Source organism: Terriglobia bacterium (genome assembly GCA_020073085.1).
Lineage (GTDB): Bacteria > Acidobacteriota > Terriglobia > JAIQFV01 > JAIQFV01 > JAIQFV01.
In genome coordinates this window covers 1-18730 of record JAIQFV010000023.1, presented here as the reverse complement: position 1 = coordinate 18730, position 18730 = coordinate 1, and the positions used below count along the sequence as shown (strand labels likewise).

General features: G+C 56.1%; 13 protein-coding genes and 1 pseudogene. 13 read left to right on the top strand and 1 reads right to left on the bottom strand.

Going from position 1 to position 18730, the window contains the following annotated elements; all coding sequences use genetic code 11:
* Positions 1-103: 103 nt before the first annotated feature.
* On the top strand, positions 104-388 hold the full coding sequence (gene rpsT, locus LAO21_18505; GenBank protein ID MBZ5554713.1) for a 30S ribosomal protein S20: 285 nt from the start codon (positions 104-106) through the stop codon (positions 386-388).
* A gap of 207 nt (positions 389-595) precedes the next feature.
* On the opposite strand, the gene holA is transcribed toward rpsT, so the two are convergent.
* Positions 596-1639 carry a DNA polymerase III subunit delta gene (holA, locus tag LAO21_18500; protein ID MBZ5554712.1) on the bottom strand — a complete coding sequence of 348 codons (1044 nt, stop codon included), beginning with the start codon at positions 1637-1639 and terminating at the stop codon, positions 596-598.
* Between the two features lie 453 nt (positions 1640-2092).
* Here holA and LAO21_18495 point away from each other — a divergent pair, with 453 nt between their 5' ends.
* The 12 genes and pseudogenes from LAO21_18495 to LAO21_18440 all read left to right on the top strand — a co-directional run bounded on the left by LAO21_18495 (position 2093) and on the right by LAO21_18440 (position 18598).
* Positions 2093-4168, top strand: a complete 2076-nt coding sequence (locus LAO21_18495; GenBank protein ID MBZ5554711.1) for a diguanylate cyclase — start codon at positions 2093-2095, stop codon at positions 4166-4168.
* Between the two features lie 312 nt (positions 4169-4480).
* Entirely contained in the window at positions 4481-5563 is a 1083-nt protein-coding gene (locus LAO21_18490) for a response regulator (protein MBZ5554710.1), read from the top strand.
* A 254-nt stretch (positions 5564-5817) separates the two neighbouring features.
* Positions 5818-8073, top strand: coding sequence for a UvrD-helicase domain-containing protein (locus LAO21_18485; GenBank protein MBZ5554709.1), 2256 nt, complete (start codon positions 5818-5820; stop codon positions 8071-8073).
* Between the two features lie 126 nt (positions 8074-8199).
* Positions 8200-9684 (top strand): amino acid permease, encoded by a 1485-nt coding sequence (locus tag LAO21_18480; GenBank protein ID MBZ5554708.1) that lies wholly within the window; start codon positions 8200-8202, stop codon positions 9682-9684.
* Positions 9685-9808: 124 nt separating this feature from the next.
* On the top strand, positions 9809-10636 hold the full coding sequence (locus LAO21_18475) for a hypothetical protein (GenBank protein ID MBZ5554707.1): 828 nt from the start codon (positions 9809-9811) through the stop codon (positions 10634-10636).
* A gap of 13 nt (positions 10637-10649) precedes the next feature.
* Complete coding sequence (locus LAO21_18470; protein MBZ5554706.1) at positions 10650-11396, top strand: glycosyltransferase family 2 protein; 747 nt, start codon at positions 10650-10652, stop codon at positions 11394-11396.
* 1 nt (position 11397) lies between these two features.
* A complete protein-coding gene (locus LAO21_18465; protein ID MBZ5554705.1) occupies positions 11398-12129 on the top strand; it encodes a pyridoxine 5'-phosphate synthase in 732 nt (243 codons plus the stop codon).
* Between the two features lie 1203 nt (positions 12130-13332).
* Positions 13333-14106: an Ig domain-containing protein gene (locus LAO21_18460; GenBank protein MBZ5554704.1), complete on the top strand. Its 774-nt coding sequence runs from the start codon at positions 13333-13335 to the stop codon at positions 14104-14106.
* Positions 14103-14306: pseudogene (locus tag LAO21_18455) on the top strand (Ig domain-containing protein). The gene LAO21_18460 and the pseudogene LAO21_18455 overlap by 4 nt, the downstream one beginning before the upstream one ends.
* Before the next feature lie 15 nt (positions 14307-14321).
* On the top strand, positions 14322-16952 hold the full coding sequence (locus LAO21_18450; GenBank protein MBZ5554703.1) for a putative Ig domain-containing protein: 2631 nt from the start codon (positions 14322-14324) through the stop codon (positions 16950-16952).
* A gap of 171 nt (positions 16953-17123) precedes the next feature.
* On the top strand, positions 17124-18020 hold the full coding sequence (locus LAO21_18445) for a hypothetical protein (GenBank protein MBZ5554702.1): 897 nt from the start codon (positions 17124-17126) through the stop codon (positions 18018-18020).
* A gap of 221 nt (positions 18021-18241) precedes the next feature.
* Positions 18242-18598: a hypothetical protein gene (locus LAO21_18440; protein ID MBZ5554701.1), complete on the top strand. Its 357-nt coding sequence runs from the start codon at positions 18242-18244 to the stop codon at positions 18596-18598.
* Positions 18599-18730 lie beyond the last annotated feature (132 nt).

Sequence of the window (18730 nt, the reverse complement as noted above, 5' to 3'; positions counted from 1 at the left end):
CATTTGACTTTAGTTTAATTCTATTGTAGGTTATCGAGCCTCAACGGATGTGGAACGAACGATATCTCTAAGTCGCTGAATAATGAAAGGATAAAGCTGGGAAATGGCAACTCACAAATCTGCCTTGAAAAGGGTCAGACAGACCCTGCGTCGAACACAGGTCAATCGTCGCAACCAGAGCCGGCTGCGGACACAGATTAAATCTTTACGCAAGACCCTGGCCTCGGGTAAAGCGGACGATGCCAGCAAGAATTTGAAGGCGACCATCGCACTGATCGATGCTTCTGTGACCAAGGGTGTGATTCATCGAAATGCGGCGAATCGCTATAAATCACGCCTGACCAAGAGGGTCAACGCACTTCGTCAGAAAGCTCCGTCCGCGGCATGATGAGCTAGCCTGCACACTCCTCCCGGGTCAAATCTCCTCTGTTTTCAGACCATACCTTCCACCGGACACACGGAACCCCATGAGAGTGGGGGAAGGGGAGCCGTGTTTTTGAAAACACTCCTTCCGGGCCCGCCTCCGCCTTGAAATCATCGCGCAGGGGCCTTGCGGCCTGAAAGTCTCCATTGCTTGCCGTCGAAACCGCGCGGGTCATGAAGGCTGCGGCGGGGGCTGGTCGGGGATAAGTTCAAACACAAAGAATTCGCACCACAGGCGGGGATCCACAGAGGTACTCTTGATGGAGCGATCCAGGGAAGCGAATTTGCTGAATCCCTCGATGATTTCCTGGCGGGAGAATTTCCGTTCCTGCTGGATGAGTCGTTCGGCAAACTCACGAGGGACTCGCAACCGCCCAGCGGCCGCCCAGGCATTAAGTCGATGTTTCTGGTCCTTCAGCACTAGAAGCTGGCGGTACAGTCGGGCCAACCAGAAAAGAACCTGCGGGCCTTCGATATCGTTTTCAAAAAGGTTATTGAGAATCACCAGGGAGCCCACTCGGTCGCGACGATTAATGGCGTCGACCAGATCAAACACGCTGTTGACCCGGGCGCGAAACATCAACATCCCCACGTCATCGACCGTGATGCGACGACGGGAACCGATGAAGTTGAGGAGTTTTCGGATCTCCTGCTCCAGCAAGGTCAGGCTATTTCCAACCGCATCGATCACTTCCTGGACCGCATAGGGCTCGATGGTCACACCCTCCGGTTTCAGCGTCTCAACGATCCACCGGAACACCTCATCCCGTGGGAGGGGGGCGCAGTCGATGGTCAAGGAGTGCCTTTGAATGAGTTGCGTGACCCGTTTTCGGCGGTCCAGTTTTTCTGCCGAGATGACGAAGTAGGTCTGAGGATTGGGATCCTGGAGATAATGTTCGAGGGAATCTTCATCCTTTTCCTTGATCTGGTTCTCCCGCAGCCGATCGATTTCGCGCACCACGATGATCTTGCAGGGAGCCAGGAGCGAGCTCGTCGCCGCAGCATCGAGGGCATCCTCCAGTCGCGTTTCCGTCAGATTGAAGGTAAACGTGGAGAACGGGGCTTTTTCAGCACCCAGCAAGGTCGCTTTCAGTGAGGCGAGGACCCGATCGTGGAAGTAGGTTTCTTCTCCGAGAAGCAATAGATTCCGCGCGATCCTCCCGCCGGTGATTCCCACCATAAACTTCTGAGCGGTCACGTTCCGATCGTTTGGCATAGTCGAGATTCAGAAATACGCCGGTTTCTTCTCAAGGGAAGACAGTCCAAATTCCAATTCCTTCTCGCAGAATTCACACTCCATCAGAAACCTTCGTGTCTGGACTATCTGAAGGAACACCTCGGGGCGCGGACAAATTGTATACCCCCGCCCGCATTGCGGGCATTTCAGCTCCAACATCCGGGGACCCATGCGCGGCTGCACCTCCGTGGCCGTCTCTCCCAAAAGTCGCGCCAGTTTAGACACGAATCCAGCCAAAGTCAATTTCGGATCATTTGAATACATTTGGATGAATCCGAGACAGGGCGGTTATTTTGTGCCGATATGCGGTCAGCCCCTCCAGGTTTTCATCTGCGCCAGTGTAAACATCTTGTGAAGATTTGGCAGTAGCTTATAGAGGATTTAAAAGGATGTCCTTACGGTCGTCTGAAAGGTGACAGAGGAGAGCCGCTGATGACCAATAAACAAGGGATCTACCGGCGATATGAAACGGTCTTCGTCTTCGCTTATGCGATTGCCATCGCATTGATTCTGATCATGGCGCATTTTCCCGGATCCCGGGTGCTGAATATTGCCGGCTTCTACAAATGGGGAATTGTTGCGGTCATCTACAACATCATCTTTTATTTCTTGATTCCCAGTCGGTTCACCGGCCGCAATAAGACTCTTCTCGGGACCCTCTTTGCTGTCTTCTTCATTAACGTAGCCTTGTGGTATTCGGGGTTTGATCAAAGTCCATTTTTCTTTCTTTATTATCTGGCGATCGTGACCAGCGTTCTTTATCTGGGTCCCCGCGAAACCATTATGTTTTCGGCTTTAATTGCGGCCTGCTACCTGTTCATGGCCAAGTATGCGGATCATTCGCTCTTTTCTCTCACGACCGGTGGTTTTGTGCAGCTGGTCAACATGGCGGGCTTGGTGTTGATGGCGAGCTTTGGATCGGTCCTGGCCCAGTTGATTAAGGAGCGGGGGAGACTGGCCCGCTCCAAGGCCGAGAAGTTCTCCGCACTCAATACCCTGACTCAAAAGCTTACTTCGACACTCGAGGACGGGAAGATCCTCGAACACGTCGTGGACTCGATTTGCCAGCTGTTAAATGTCCCGATGTGCTTTCTCTGGACGGTCGGTGAAGCCTCCAACGACCTCACGGCCCGGGCGATCCGGACTCCTGCCCCCTTGCCCGAGGAGGCCTGTCGGCTGAGGGTCGGGGAGGGCTTGGTCGGTTGGGTGGCAGCCCGACGCGAGATGGTGGTGTTGGAGGATGTGATGGAGGACTCACGCATCCAGTTCCGCGACATCGCGCGGCAGCAGGGAATCGTCTCCTACATGGCCTTTCCATTGCTCTTTGGGGAAAGGCTGCTCGGTGTCCTCGAGATCGCCACCATGCATCCCCGCCGATTTACCGGTGATGAGATATCTTTGTGCCGCTCGTTTGCCGCACAAAGTGCGATTGCTTTGAACAACAGCCGGCTGTTCGCCCAGGAAAATGAGCGTGTGCGCCGGCTGGCCGGTCTAAAGAAGTACCGCGACGCGATTCAGATGGCGGAGGAGGAGAGTGCGGTGACCAAAGCGCTCACCCATGTCCTGGACCGGGAGTTCGACCTCAGTCAAATCCTCGTGATGAAAAAGACCTCCGCCGGCCGCCAGCTTGAACTGAGAAATCTGCGAACACCCACCCCGCCGGATTTCACCTTTTCCGTGCTGGGAGAACCGGATGGCTGTCGGGCCCTGCGCTCCAGTCGTCGTCTCCTGGTCAATGATATGTCCCAGGACAACCCGTGCCCTCACAACTGCCACAATGAGTTGACGGGAAGCTATCTCTGCTTGCCGCTCATCATCGGGGGCGTTGTGACCGGGGTCGTTCACCTCAACAGCCGGAAGGAGCATTATTGGACCCTCGACCAGATTACGTTTGCGGAGACTTTTGTTGATCAAACCGCCCCCATCCTCTCCAGCCTCAACTCCTTGCGGCAGGCGGAGCAGCGGGCCATCATTGATTCATTGACGAGCCTGTACAACCGGAGATTCCTCTTCGAGTTCATGCAGCAGCAGATCGTGCAGTCGCGGCGCTACCATAATCCGCTCTCCATCTTGATGCTGGACCTCGACCATTTCAAGCGGGTCAACGACACCTATGGCCATGAGTCCGGCGACATCGTCTTGAAGCTTTTCGCGCTCCGGTTGAAGGAGAGCTTGCGCATCAGCGACATCGCTGCGCGCTATGGCGGGGAGGAGTTTGTGGCCGTCCTTCCCAACACGAGCTTGAAAGGCGCTATGGAACTGGCTGAAAAAATACGCGTCGTCACTACGGACGTGAACCTGGCGCAATTCCTCCCGGATCTCCCGAGTATCAGCGTCAGTATCGGAGTGGCCTGTTTCCCGAACCATGGGAGGACGATCGAGCAGTTGCAGCGCGCCGCCGACGCCGCCTTGTACCAGGCAAAACAGGCAGGGCGCAACCGGGTGGTGAGTGCCGATTTTCATCTCTCGAAGACGCCCATCGAATCGCACGTCTGCCAGCCGGTCTAAGAAACCCCCGGGCGAGCCGGGGGTTGGTGCAGGCGCGAATCCAGGGGATGAACCGATGACCAGAAATAACGGGAGATATGAACCCGATGGATCCTGGAGCGGCCAAGGGGTGGCCTGTCACCGGCTAGAGGAAGCTCCCGGACCTTACCGCCGGCAGAACCCCGGGCACCTGGCGGACCAGCAGCGATGGCCCGAGCACCGGATGAGGGAGTTGAATCCGGCACCCAGAAGGAATCAGGAAGACAATCCGCGGGGAACGGCGTCCTGGCCTCCGCGGGAAAGGACTCATAGAGACTTGGGATTTTGACCGCTATGGATACAGCACCGAAAGAACAGATTTTGATTGTCGACGACGAGGAAGCCATTCGTCTGCTGTTAGAAGAGGCGCTGAGTACCCAGGGCTACCGGACAAGGGCAGCCAGCAACGCCGACGAAGCGCTTACAGCGCTATCCTTGAAACACTTTGATCTCGTCCTCTCCGATGTGCGAATGCCCGGAATGGACGGACTCGGACTGTTGGCCGAGATCGGCAAAAGGCATGAGGACGTGGGGGTGCTTCTGTTGACGGCTTGCGAGGATGTTTCGATGGCAGTCCGGGCCATGAAGATGGGGGCGCTCGACTACGTTGTCAAGCCCTTGCGTCTTCATGAAATCAACAGCACGATCCAGCGGGCCCTGGATCGTCATCAGAAGGAATTGGAAGAGCGCCGCTATATCATGCGGCTGGAAGAGGTTGTCAAAGAGCAGACTTTTGAACTCCGCAAGACGTTTGAACATTTGCAGGACTCGTCCGAGACGGCCCTGGAAGCCCTGGTCGCCGCCCTCGACGCGAGGGAACACGAGACGCAGGCACACTCCATGCGGGTGCGGGAGTACACCCTCCATTTGGCGCGGACCATGGGCGTGGACGCCGCCCTGCTTCCGGATGTCTCGCGAGGGGCCATGCTCCACGATGTGGGCAAGATCGGCGTGTCGGACAACATCCTCCTCAAACCCGGAAAGCTGACAGAGCCTGAATGGACCGAAATGCGAAAGCACCCCCAGACCGGATACTGGATTCTTGATGGCATTCAGGGACTCAAAGCGGCAAGTGAAATTGTGCTGGCACACCAAGAGAAATTCGACGGGTCCGGGTATCCCCGGAAACTGAAAGGGGAAGACATCACTCCGGGAGCGCGCATTTTTGCGGTGATCGATTGCTTTGACGCCATCACGTCCGACCGCCCCTATCGAAAAGCGGCTGGCTACGAGACCGCACGGGAGGAGATCGTACGTTGTTCGGGAACCCAGTTTGATCCGTATGTCGTGAAACACTTCCTCAGGATCGCTCCCGGGGAGTGGTCGGAAATCCGCCAGAGAACCCTCCCTGAAAAAGGAAGCCTGCTCGGTCAGTGAAACTGATGATCGCATGGTTGCAGGGTCTTCCTCAGGGCGATATTTCGATTCCCCCACCTTTAAAGTCATTCCATTTGAAAATCTAACTGGATGGGCTCAACCTTCGGTCGGCCGAGGAACCGGAGGGATGCCTGGGATCTCACAAGGGCCGGTGTTTCCATTGGCTCCTGCGTGACGGGAGACGCCCATTCCGCAATTGCGTGGTCTTAAGAATTCCGTTAAGATGAATTTCGATGAGTGCCTCCAAAACCTCTTTGTCGGCATCCGAGGATTTGAATCCCGACCAGCGGAAGGCTGTCGAAATTGTCGACGGGCCCCTGTTGATCCTTGCAGGGGCCGGCAGCGGGAAGACCCGGGTCATCACCTGCCGAATTTCCCACCTGATTGAAGGGTGTGGCGTACGACCCGAGAACATTCTGGCCGTGACTTTCACCAACAAGGCGGCCGACCAGATGAAGGAGCGCGTCTACCGCCTGATGCAGGGAAGGCACTCCAGCAGCCCGCTCATCTGCACCTTCCATTCGTTGTGCGTCCGGATACTCCGCCGGGAGATCGAAAAGCTGAACTATTCGAGGAATTTCACTATTTATGATGAGGCCGACCAGGAGAGCCTCATGAAGGCGTGTATCAAGGAGGTAGGCCTGGACAGCAAGTTCCTGACGCCCCGGTCTGTGTTGGCGCAGGTGAGTTATGCCAAGAATCAATCGATCACCCCGGAGCGGTTTTACGCGATGGCGTCGGATGCACGGCGGGAGCAGGTCGCCATCCTGTACGAACTCTACGAGAAGAAGCTGAGAAGGGCCAATGCCCTTGACTTTGATGATCTCCTGTTGCGGACGGTTGAGCTTCTGGGCGAGTTTCCTGAGGTGCGCGATCGATACAACGAAAAATTTCAGTACATCCTGGTGGACGAGTATCAAGACACGAACCAGTCCCAATACCGGATCATCCGCCATCTGACCCGGGCCCGGCAGAACCTCTGCGTGGTGGGGGACGAAGACCAGTCGATCTACCGCTGGCGGGGCGCGGATATTCAGAATATTCTTAACTTCGAGCAGGATTATCCCAACGCTGCGCTCATCAAGCTGGAGCAAAACTACCGCTCCACCCAGGTCATTCTGGACGCCGCAAGTGCCGTCGTCTCCAATAACGTCGCCCGCAAGGGAAAATCCCTGTGGACCGAGCGCAAGGAGGGGGAACGTCTGGGTTTTTTTGAGGCTCCGGACGCTGAAAACGAGGCCCTGTTTGTGGCTAGTCGGATGCAGCTCTTGCGGGAGAAGCGCGGTGAGACAAAGTGCGCCGTCCTATACCGGACTAACGCTCAGTCGCGTTCCTTTGAAGAGGCATTTCGACGGTTGGGGATCCCCTATCACATGGTGGGAGGGTTCAGTTTCTACGATCGCGCGGAGATCAAAGACATCCTCTCCTATCTCCGGTTTTCGGTGAATACCGAGGACTCCGTCAGCCTGGAGCGGATTATCAACACCCCGGCGCGTGGGATCGGCCGCTCGACCTGGGAGGGGATCGGGCAGGCCGCGCGCGATCAGGCGGTCAGCTTGTGGAAGGCCCTCGGGCTGCGGATGGAACGGCAAACCCTGTCCGAGCGGGGCCAGAATGCGCTGAAGAAGTTCCAGGGCCTGGTCGGAGAGATCCAGGAAAAGGTGGAAGAGCGTGCCTTGCCTGATTTGATCCGGTTCATCCTGGAGGCGTCAGGCTATCGGCAGATGCTCCAGGATGAGGACACGGATGAGGCTCGATCCAGGATTGAGAACCTGAACGAATTAATGAATGCCGCGGCGGATGCGGCGGAGCGGGGGGAGACGCTGCGTGAGTTTTTGGACCGCGCCGCTCTGGTGTCCGATCAGGATAGTTTTGACGAGAAGGCGGGGGTTTCGCTCATGACCATCCACAGCGCGAAGGGCCTCGAATTTCCTGTGGTTTTCGTCGTGGGGCTGGAGGAGGGCCTGTTCCCGCACAGCCGCTCCATGGTGACTCAGGAAGAACTGGAGGAGGAGCGGCGCCTTTTCTACGTGGCGATGACGCGGGCCCAGAACCTGTTGTCTCTGTCTCGCGTCCGGATGAGAAGGTTCTATGGAGCGGAGTCCTTTGACGTCACGGAGCCGTCGCGCTTTCTGGGCGAGATTCCGCCTTCCCTGGTGGAAGACTTCTCCGCGTTGCTTCCGTCATCCAGGTCTCGGCGAGTTTACGAGGGACCGACCTATAACACCGTTGACCATATCCGACAGGCGCTCCGCGGGCGCGGCAAGGACACTTCTGCGGGGAGGGCGGTGGGCCTTCCCTCGTTTTCATCCCTATCCAAGCCGGGCGCAAGCAAGTGGAAATCAAAATTCCAGCTCGGCAGTCAGGTCCGACATCCCAAGTATGGAATTGGAACAGTGCTCCGGAGCGAGGGGGAAGGTGACACCCTCAAGCTGAGCGTCAACTTTCGACAGTACGGGTTGAAAAAGCTGATAGAGAAATTTGCCGGCTTGGAAAATGCGGAGTCTTGAGGCACCTCCGGCGGACGGCGGCCCTTCATGAGATTGCCCGCGCGGCGCCCGGGACCGGCAGGGCTTGCAAGCAGCAGTGCTGTCAGTAAATGTGAGCATGAATATTTGATGTGACCAAGGAGGATCGTGGCCTCACCACTCTTTCACAAGAAAACGGTCGATCGAATACTGCGCGAAGCGGACAAGCCCGAGCATCAATTAAAACGGGTGTTGGGTCCTCTCAGCCTGACCGCCTTGGGCATTGGCGCCATCATTGGAGCGGGAATTTTTGCCACCACGGGGACTGCGGCGGCAGGCGATTCACTGCGTGTCGGGGCCGGGCCGGGCCTGATCCTCTCTTATTTTTTGACTGCCGTTGCCTGCGGGTTTTGCGCCCTCTGTTACGCCGAACTGGCGTCAATGATTCCCATCTCGGGCAGTGCCTACACTTATGCTTACGCCACGCTGGGGGAATTTGTCGCCTGGGTCATTGGCTGGGATTTAATCCTCGAGTACGCCGTGGGAAACGTCGCCGTCGCGGTGAGCTGGTCCGGTTACTTCCAGGATTTGCTCCGCGGGATGGGGATTGAACTCCCGAAGTGGCTGGCCACCAATTACAACAACGCCATGGGATCCCCGGAGATCCTTTCTTCTGCCCCTCACATTTTTGGCATCCCCCTATTCATCAACTTGCCGGCGGTTGCGATTGTCGCTGCGATTACCACGCTGCTCGTGGTCGGCATCAGGGAGTCCTCCAATTTCAACTCCGTCATTGTTGCCATTAAATTGGTCGTTGTGGTCGGGTTCATTGTGGTTGGTGCGAAATATGTGAAGCCGGCCCACTGGCAGCCGTTTATGCCCAACGGCTGGACCGGCGTGTTGACGGGCGCTTCCCTCGTGTTTTTTGCTTACATTGGGTTTGACGCCGTTTCCACGACGGCGGAGGAGTGCCGGAATCCACAGCGCGATCTACCGATTGGGATGATTGCGTCTTTGATCGTCTGTACGATCCTCTATGTGGCCGTGACCGCGGTCCTGACGGGGATCGTTCCCTATCAGGAACTGGGGACGGCGGAACCGCTCTCCACCGCCTTGCGCTTGATCCATCTGAATTGGGCTTCAGGGATCTTGTCGTTCGGGGCTGTGATTGCCATGACCGCGGTGTTATTGGTTTTTCAAATGGGTCAACCCCGCATCTTCTTCTCCATGTCCCGGGACGGCCTGTTACCCCGTAAGTTTTCGACCGTCCATCCCCGCTTTCGAACTCCCCATGTGCCAACCATCATCACGGGGATTGCGGTGGCGACCTTTGCGGCGTTTGTAGACATCAATTCGGCAGTGGAGTTCACCAATATCGGGACCTTGTTTGCGTTTATTCTGGTGGCGACGGGGGTCATGGTTCTGCGTTACAGCGACCCGGACCGAGTCCGACCGTTCCGCTGCCCCTGGGTGCCTGTGATTCCGGTGCTCGCCATTATTTCCTGCATCGTCCTGATGGGCTATTTGCCCCTGGTCACGTGGCTCCGCTTTGTCGGCTGGTTCCTCCTGGGGATCGTAATCTATTTCCTATACAGCCAAAAAAATAGTAAACTCCGAGAGCAGGAACGAACTGAGGCTGGGGCCAATCCTTAAAGGCACGAACCAAGGAAGGGCGCTTGTTGCTCCAAGCGGTAAAGCTTGAGGTCCGACGACAAAGCCATACATCCAAGAGAGATGAATGCCTGTCCACTCCCCGTCTGTTGAAACTGCTCGCTGGATGAAAAAAACGCCACTATTGCTTGGAGTGCTGGTTTTCGCCGCAGCGTCGACTCTTTTCGCGTGGGGTCCCCGGGCACACCGCATCATTTCTGAGAAGGCGGTCGACGAACTCCCCGCCGAAATCAAGGCTTTCTACACCGCAAACCGGACCTACCTCGGAGAGCATTCCTTTGACGCCAAGAAGGTGTCGCAGACGAACCGGGCAGAAGCGGTCCGGCATTTCATCTATTTCGATCGGTACGGCAAGTATCCTTTCCCCCTTCTACCTCACAATTACAACCTTGCCCTGCAAACTTACGGCGGCTTCAAGCTCAACAAGAACGGGATCCTGCCGTGGTACATCGGGGAGTACCATCTGCGTCTGACCCAGGCCTTCCGGTCGCATAACTGGGACGCCGTGCGTGAAGCCTCGGCCTGGTTGGCCCATTACGTCGCCGATACCACCGACCCGTTTCATTTGACCGAGAACTTCAACGGCCAGCTTTCTGGACAGAATGGGATTGACGACCGGATTGGAATGGGTTTGTTCGACCGCTATGCGAACTTTCTGCTGCTGCGGCCGGGACAGGTCGGATATCTCAAAGACCCCACCGAAAATGCGTTTCAGCTCGCCCTTCAGAACTACGTTTGGGTGGATAATTACCTCTTGGCCGACCGGCGTGCGTTCACCGCTGCGGGCGGATTCAACGACGAGTATTATGAGAAATTGTACAACGACATCGGTTCCATCATCTCGCGCGAGATTTCTGAAGCCATTCAGAATGTCGGATCCTACTGGTATACCGCGTGGGTGAATGCCGGGAAACCTGCGCTCCCGACCCAATAGCCTTCCTAAACCCATGTCCCCAGGCGCTGTGGAAATCTCGGTTGTCATCCCGGCTTACAATGAAGCCCAAAGGATCTCCCTTTCGCTGGAACGTATCGGGGCTTACTTCAACAACGAACAATCCTCCGTCGAAATCGTCGTGGTGGATGACGGCTCGAGCGACCAGACGGTTGACGTGATCAAAGAAACGGCCGCGAAGGATCCACGGGTGCGGCTGGTGCGCAACGATCGCAACCGGGGCAAGGGATTCAGCGTTCGGCATGGCGTGTTAGAGGCCAGGGGAGAAATCGTGCTGTTCAGCGATGCCGACCTGTCGTCGCCGATTGAAGAATCGAAGAAGATTCTGGATCCCATTCGCCAGGGACTCCTCGATCTGGCCATTGGCTCACGGGCGCTCGACCGGAGCTTGATCGGGGTTCGCCAATCCTGGTTGCGCGAGCAATCGGGAAAGGTGTTTAATGCATTCGTCCGGACCATCCTGCATCTGCCGTATAGCGATACCCAGTGCGGTTTCAAGGCCTTTCGGCGTCATCTCATGATCCCCGTGTTTGAACGCCAGAGGATTTTTGGTTTTGGATTTGATCCCGAGATGCTCTACCTGGCCAGGCTCCGGGGCCTTCGGGCGGGTGAAATTCCGGTCCGCTGGAATCACGTGCAAGGATCCAAGGTGCATTTTCTGTCGGATGCCATCTCCATGTTTTTCGATTTGGTGAGGATCCGCTGGAACCATCTGAGCGGAAAATACCGCTGGGAGGAGTGACATGACGCGATTGGGTGTCAATGTGGATCACATGGCTACGCTCCGCGAGGCCCGGAAGACGAACGAGCCGGATCCCGTGACGGCGGCCTTGGTGGCTGAAAATGCCGGCGCCGATCAGATTACGGTCCATTTACGCGCAGACCGGCGGCACATCCAGGACCGCGATGTGGAGCTTCTGCGAGAAGTGGTCAAGACGCGCTTGAACCTGGAGATGGCGGCAACAACGGAAATGATCGCGTTTGCCCTCGAGGTGAGGCCCGACGTGTGCACCCTGGTTCCGGAGCAGCCCAATGAAATTACCACCCAGGGCGGACTGAATTGCGTGGCCCACTTTGATCCGCTCAAGGATGCCCTTCGAAAATTACATGAGGGCGCGATGGCCGTCAGCTTGTTCATTGACCCGGAAGGGGAGCAGATCGAAGCGGCGCGCGACCTGAAGGTCAAGATGGTTGAATTGAACACAGCGCGATATTCGGAGGCATCGCTTTACATTACCCCGGCCAACGAAAGGGCGATTGAAGCAGAACTCCGGAAGGTGCGCGCGGCCGCGGAAATGGCGGCGGAGGCCGGTCTCGAGGTGCTCGCCGGCCATGGCCTGACGTACCGGAACGTCCGTTCGATCGTGGCCGTCGAGGAGATCGAGGAACTCAACATTGGTCACAACATCATTGCCCGCGCCACGCTCGTCGGCCTCGACCAGGCGGTGCGGGAAATGTTGGCCCTTCTGCGATAGGTTTCCTTCCAGAGATACCCCGGTTTTGCGGCGCCCGCCAAGCTCTCCCCCCAGGGGAACATCTGGGGGAACCCCGGGATTTCACCGCAACTAATGGGTTTTTTCTTGACTTTGCTTTTTTGGATTGTGTATTGTCAGCGTACACAGGAAAGGAGGTGGTCCATGTTGCAAGAAGATTTATGTAGTACCAACCATGACCCATGTGAGGTGACTGCGGTTTAAACCGAATCGCCTGAAATCTAGCAGCGATCACATGTGTAGATCGTTGCGGATGGATACCTCCAATCCTCTGGGATGTGAATCCTTAGGGAAGACGGGCATCCATTGATTAGTTTTGGGTTGATTCGTTTACCATAAGCAGCAGTTGAACAGTCACAGGGCGGATCATCCGCGTCGTTGGTGCGATGAACCGCGAGCGGAACTGCTCATGGCGAGTTGATTGTCAGGCAGGGAGATTGTAGGGCTGGCAATTGATTCGAACCAATCCAAACAGCCTTCCGAACCCTCGAGAAGCGGTCTCCAGATTCCTGGAGCGGCGGCGCTTATCGAGGGTTATTTTTTTGCTCACTGAGACCGGGAGGGACGGGGTGGCGCATACATCGCCCGCGTTGGCGGGCTGTGTGCGCAGAAGACCCCATCTGCTCTCTCCCGTATTGACAAGATCTCTCTCAGGGAAGGCCGCCCGCCGCGGCGGGCCGAGAACGCATGTGTCCGCCACCCTACAGCCCCGCTTTGTCCTATGTCCGGCCTTTCTTCCCATCCGGCCGACTTGACGACGTGTCTGCACAATAGAAACAAAGAATAGGTCCGCCGCCAATCCTCCTATTTTGATTCTAAAACACGAACCCTACGTAAGCATTAGACAAATATTTTTTGCGGAGGGGCCAATTTTCGTCTGGTCCCGCTTTATGAGATGAAGGGGAGAGATTGCGCCACTGCAGTTGAAGCCTTCTACACAGAAATGAAGAACGAGAAGGCGGCGTTTACATCCCCCGGGGTCGGTCCAGCAGTTGTGTGAGTCGTGACGCTCCTTTCTCTAAGTACTAAACATAAGCCAATACAAGAAATGTGAACGAGTGATGCGCACCGACGGAGGCTTTCATGCGGCGGTCTCAGATTGCACTATTTTTCACAAAATATGCACCTGGCGGTGACTTTCTTACACAGCATTGGCTTTTCGGCGCTGACCCAAAGGGATTTCCTTTGAGTGCAAGAAGAGCCAGGGAAATCCTCTATTGCTCGGGGGTATGGCTAATCCTGTTGTGCGCACTGGCAGGGCTATGCCTGCCGATGGTTTTGTCCGCCCAGTCTCCCAGTCAGCCCTCAAAGGAATATATCTACATCGGCGGACGGCTCATCGCAATCGAAGGCCCGGTCGCACAAACCCTCGCTATCGGCCCTTCGACATTGCCGAACGCGAGACTGGGAATCCCGTACAACCAAGCTCTCTCTGCCAGTGGAGGGACGGACCCGTATACGTTCACCGTCACAACAGGCACCCTCCCCTCAGGGTTGAGTTTGTCACCCGCGGGGACCATAACCGGAACTCCGACAGCAACAGGTAGTCCGAGCTTTGTGGTGCAGGCGACCGATTCAAGCACACCATCAGCGAAGAGTGGTTCACATAGCTACACATTAAGTGTAACGAACTCGCCGATCACTATTACTCCAACCGACCTCCCCAGCGGGACCGTTGGGGTCTTTTACACCCAGACGCTGGCGGCCAGTGGCGGCACAGCACCCTACACCTTTGCCGTCACCTTGGGGACATTGCCGACTGGTTTGTCACTCTCAGGGGGAACGATCAGCGGCACCCCCAACACAGGGGGAAACTTCAGCTTCACCGTAACAGTCACCGATTCGACCACCGTGCCGGGCCCATACAGCAGTGAAATAAGTTACACCATCACGATTATCAGCTCTACCATTACGCTAAGTCCCTCGTCGTTGCCCATTGCACAACTCGACACCAATTAAATCAAACCGTCACCGCCGCGGGCGGTACTGCGCCCTATCGTTTCACGATATCCGGAGGGACTCTGCCTGCCGGTTTGAATCTCTCAAATGGAGGACTACTGAGCGGCACACCGAGCACTGCCGGGGGTTTCAACTTTACCGTAAAGGCCACGGATCAAAATAACAACTTTGGAACGAAGGCGTACTCATTGACTGTGAATGGGGGGACCATTTGGATGACACCCCCAACGCTCACGACAGGGATAGGCAATGTATACTATAGCCAGTACATAAGTGGCCAGGGCGGCAGCTCTCCGTACACCTTTACGATGATAAATGGGAGTTTGCCTGATGGCATGCATTTCTCAAGCGGCGGGAGATTGTACGGGACGCCGACCCAAGCGGGAAATTTCCAGTTCACGTTGCAGGCGACGGATTCGAGCACGCCAGCATATACCGGCTTTCAGAGTTTCTCTCTGAACATCTCCCCGTATATTTCGATCAGTCCGACAGCGCTCCCGGGTGCTACCCTTCTAACCCCTTACAGTCAGACGCTCACAGCAAGTGGCGGGACAGCACCTTATACGTTCGCAATCACCTCGGGGGCACTGCCTCCTGAGATATCTCTTTCTGCTGACGGAATTATCAGCGGCATTCCCACATCAAGCGGAAGCTTCAACTTCACAATAACAGCGACCGACTCGACGCTCCCAAATCACTCCTGGCAAAGCGTCTCCTATACATACACAGCAGCCCTCTCCCCGCCGACAGTGACTGCCATCAACCCATCAAGCGGGACAAATAATGCCCCGGTGAGCATCGCCTCCATCACCGGTTCGAACTTCGCCCTGGGATGGGACAAAGAGAATGGCCTGGTGGGGAACTGGCGGATGGACGAGAGCAGTGGAAGCTCGGTCGCCGACTCCAGTGGAAACAACAATACAGGGATTGTCACAGGCACGACGATCTCTGCCGGCGCGAAATCCGGACTGAGCAATGCCAGGGGTTTTAGTGGGACCCTTGGGGATTCTGTGGAAATCCCCGACGCGCCCGGTTTGAACGTGACGGGGAATTTCACGGTGGGATTTTGGATTAACCTTTCAGCAAACGCCAATGCTCTTTGGCCGCAAATTTTTCTGAAGGGGGATGGAGTTTCCCGAACTCCTGGAATCTGGCTTGCTTCCACCAACTACTGCGGCGCCGTCAATAAATTGTATGCGAGCTTTGACGCCACCGGTGGCGCCAATCAAGGCACCGCCTGCCCAAACACCAATCTGAGTCTCAATACATGGTATTACATCACGGTGGTCTTTGAGGCGCCGAATCTCACCATGTACGTAAATGGCATACAGGATGTTGCTGCTACAGTCATCAATGGCACCCCGGTGGTGAACCCCGCAAGCCTTCATTTTGGGGCGTCTCCAGGCATGAATGCTTTCAGCGGGGTGTTGGATGAGGTGCGTTTTTATAATCGTGCCCTATCTCCGGCCGAGATTACCCAGCTGATGGCCGCGGCGGGGCCCGGGGGGGTGAAACTCTCCAAGAGCGGACAGAGTGACATTGGAGGTACAGGTTTTACTCTCTCAAACTCCACCCAACTTTCAACCGGCAGCCTTAATATCAGCGGCGCAGTTCCCGGCCAATGGGATGTTGTGGTGACCGACCCCGATGGGCAGTCGGGGACACGCGCTGGTGGATTCACGGTTAATTCCCCTCCACCGCCCAACCCTGTCCCTTCGATTTCAAGCATTTCACCCCCAAGTGTCTCGGCGGGCAGTGCCACCTTTACCCTGACCGTCAATGGCTCCAATTTCATTGGTGCCTCGATGGTTCAGGTCAACGGGAACACTCGGACCACAACTTTTGCCAGCTCCAGTCAAATCAGCGCTCAGATCCCAAGTTCCGATGTGACTATAACAGGCTCCCTGATTATCACTGTATTCAACCCGGCGCCCGGCGGCGGTACCTCGAACTCGGCAACACTCACCGTGACTCCTCCGGGAGGAGGATTGAAGGGTGAGTACTTTAACAACATGAGCCTCTCAGGAACCCCCACACTGACGCGCACCGATCCTGCGGTCAACTTCAATTGGGGCAATGGCAGTCCGGATCCTGCTATCCCCAATGATAATTTCAGCGTGCGTTGGAGCGGACAGGTGCAGGCGCAGTTCTCTGAGGCCTACACCTTCTACGCCATAACCGATGATGGTGTGAGACTGTGGGTGAACGGCGTCTTGATGATTGACGAGTGGATTGATCAGGGTCCCACGGCGTGGAGTCGGAGTATAACTCTCGCAGCCAATCAGAAGTACAACATCATCATGGAGTATTACGAACACGCAGGGGGTGCATCGGCTCAACTTTCCTGGATGAGCCCCTCCACACCGTATCAGATAGTGCCGCAAAGCGCGCTCACGTCGACTCTGGGCGCCCTTGTCCCCGGGACAGGAATTGGCCTGACCGGGAAGTATTTTGACAATGACTATCTGGTGGACCCTGCGGTCAATGTCCAAGTCGATCCGACAATCAATTTCAATTGGGGCACAGGTAGTCCCACTTACTTGCCTGCCGACCATTTCAGCATTCGCTGGACGGGGCAGGTGGAGCCTCAGTTCTCTGAGACTTACACCTTTTACGCCAAGACGAATGATGGGCCAAGGCTGTGGGTAAACGGCCAACAGATCATCAACCACTGGACCAGCACAACGACACAGGAATGGACCGGGACCATCACCCTGACGGCCAATCAGAGGTACAGCATCAAGTTGGAGTATCACGAAACGACAGGAACTGCTCAGGCCCAACTCTCCTGGAGCAGCCCGTCCACACCCAAGCAGATCATCCCGCAGAACCGGTTGTATCCGTGATTGATTCTTGGGGTTCGCCGGAGAAAATGGCAGAGTCAACTTTGGTGGAGGTACGAATCGCCGTGGACAAGTCATCATCCAGTCACCTTACAGTGGAACCACGGGAGAAGGATATTTGCGGGTTCTTAACAATGAGATTCATCGAGAGATAACACGTCGGGGAGGTAGGTAATGCGAAATTATAATGGCACAGATTGTTTGCAATTCTTGGTGGGAGAGAGGGCGGAATCACACAGACCTGCACCTGTCATTGACCAATGGGTTGCTTTACATGGGCCGAAGAACATTCGCTCCCTAAAAGCCTATGTTGGGTTGTTCGCGGCTGGGTTCCTCCTGCTCGGCATCCTCCAAGTCCCTCAACCCTTCTATGCCCAAGGCAGCTCCAACAACAGTAATTCTTTGCATTCCCGACTCTCGCTCCAACCCGAAGCCAACAAGATTCGCCATCGTCTGGGAAACCGATTTATGGGGGCCGGGCGCGAGAAGACCACCCTCAACGGGTTTCTCACGGTAGGGTCAGACCGGCGGCACGTTCAGATCACCCGGACGCAGGATGACACGGGAGAACAAGTGTCGATTTCCTTCGGGGGGCCAGGGGCGGACTTATCCTGGTCTGTTGCGAGCGGGGCAGCATTGGGCGCCGCCGCAGCGACGGGCAATGACCGCGCCCTTGTCGAGAGAATTGTGATGGACAGCCCGGATCAGTTCGTGTTGGCTCAATTGCGAGGGGCCAGCTATTACGTAGTGGCCCGATCTGTAAGACCCAAGGAGGTGGGCGCTGATCCTGGATACGCGGGTCCTCTCTGGGACGTCGTCCGCGTTGGAGAAGCGCTAGGGACAGATGCCAGGAGCGTCCAAAGCCGATGGCGGCTATATTACATCAACACCCGGACGGGGCTGATCGATAAGGTCGCATCGAGTGATCAGGACGGCCCCATCGTTGCCGAGTTCAGCGGCTGGGCAAACAATGGCGATGAGCAGGACCCCACCGTGATCCGCTGGATGAGGGGCGGCCAGCTGGTCATGGAATTGAGCCTGAATAATATTGGACATGGTCCCAGGCAATGAGACGAGATCTGTGTATGCAAGTTTTCCCGCCCGATCGGATGGAACTTGCCTGGGGTTGTCTCCATCCAGGATCGCATCGAGGCATTCTCTGTGGGTGGTATGAGTCAAGCGGCATATGGGGTTGAATTCAACGGCGCGTAGGGGTCGAGCCGCTGATTTCTCGATATAGGACTGACCAATGATACCGGATTGGGTTTGAGCAGTGAAAGGAGCGGACGACCATGAACCGCAATCGCCTTCTTAACGTCCTTGTTCTGAGATGCCTCCAGCGTGGCGGGCCTGTACTTTCAATTCTCGCCTTATTATTGAGCACCGTTGTGCCCACTTTTGCTCAGGCGCCGGCCCGTCCTGATCGCGGGATCGTCCCGCTGGGGACCTATGCCATCTCAGACATTGAGAATATCAACTTGAGCAATGGGAATGTGAACCTTTCCATTCCCCTGGCGTCTCTGCCTCCGATTGCCGGTGGAAAACTCTCGTGGACGGTGCGGGCCGTTTACAACAGCAAGCTGTGGGATGTAACCAAGGAGGAAGTCGACAATCCTATCCCGAGTATTCCTCCGCCTGCCAATTATTAATCAGAGCATAATATAGATGACAAGTAAGCAAAGTTATGTTATTGTGTCGTCATGAGAAAACAAGATGCTCGTTCGCTGCCGGGAAAAGCCCAGGAAGACCTTCGGCGGCGAGTCGTCGAAGCCGTCCAAGAA

Excerpts from the sequence above, each read along its gene's own strand:
- rpsT (MBZ5554713.1), top strand. The coding sequence starts at position 104 with ATGGCAACTCACAAATCTGCCTTGAAAAGGGTCAGACAGACCCTGCGT.
- holA (MBZ5554712.1), bottom strand. The coding sequence starts at position 1,639 with ATGCCAAACGATCGGAACGTGACCGCTCAGAAGTTTATGGTGGGAATC.
- LAO21_18495 (MBZ5554711.1), top strand. The coding sequence starts at position 2,093 with ATGACCAATAAACAAGGGATCTACCGGCGATATGAAACGGTCTTCGTC.
- LAO21_18490 (MBZ5554710.1), top strand. The coding sequence starts at position 4,481 with ATGGATACAGCACCGAAAGAACAGATTTTGATTGTCGACGACGAGGAA.
- LAO21_18475 (MBZ5554707.1), top strand. The coding sequence starts at position 9,809 with ATGAAAAAAACGCCACTATTGCTTGGAGTGCTGGTTTTCGCCGCAGCG.
- LAO21_18470 (MBZ5554706.1), top strand. The coding sequence starts at position 10,650 with ATGTCCCCAGGCGCTGTGGAAATCTCGGTTGTCATCCCGGCTTACAAT.
- LAO21_18465 (MBZ5554705.1), top strand. The coding sequence starts at position 11,398 with ATGACGCGATTGGGTGTCAATGTGGATCACATGGCTACGCTCCGCGAG.
- LAO21_18450 (MBZ5554703.1), top strand. The coding sequence starts at position 14,322 with ATGACACCCCCAACGCTCACGACAGGGATAGGCAATGTATACTATAGC.
- LAO21_18445 (MBZ5554702.1), top strand. The coding sequence starts at position 17,124 with ATGCGAAATTATAATGGCACAGATTGTTTGCAATTCTTGGTGGGAGAG.
- LAO21_18440 (MBZ5554701.1), top strand. The coding sequence starts at position 18,242 with ATGAACCGCAATCGCCTTCTTAACGTCCTTGTTCTGAGATGCCTCCAG.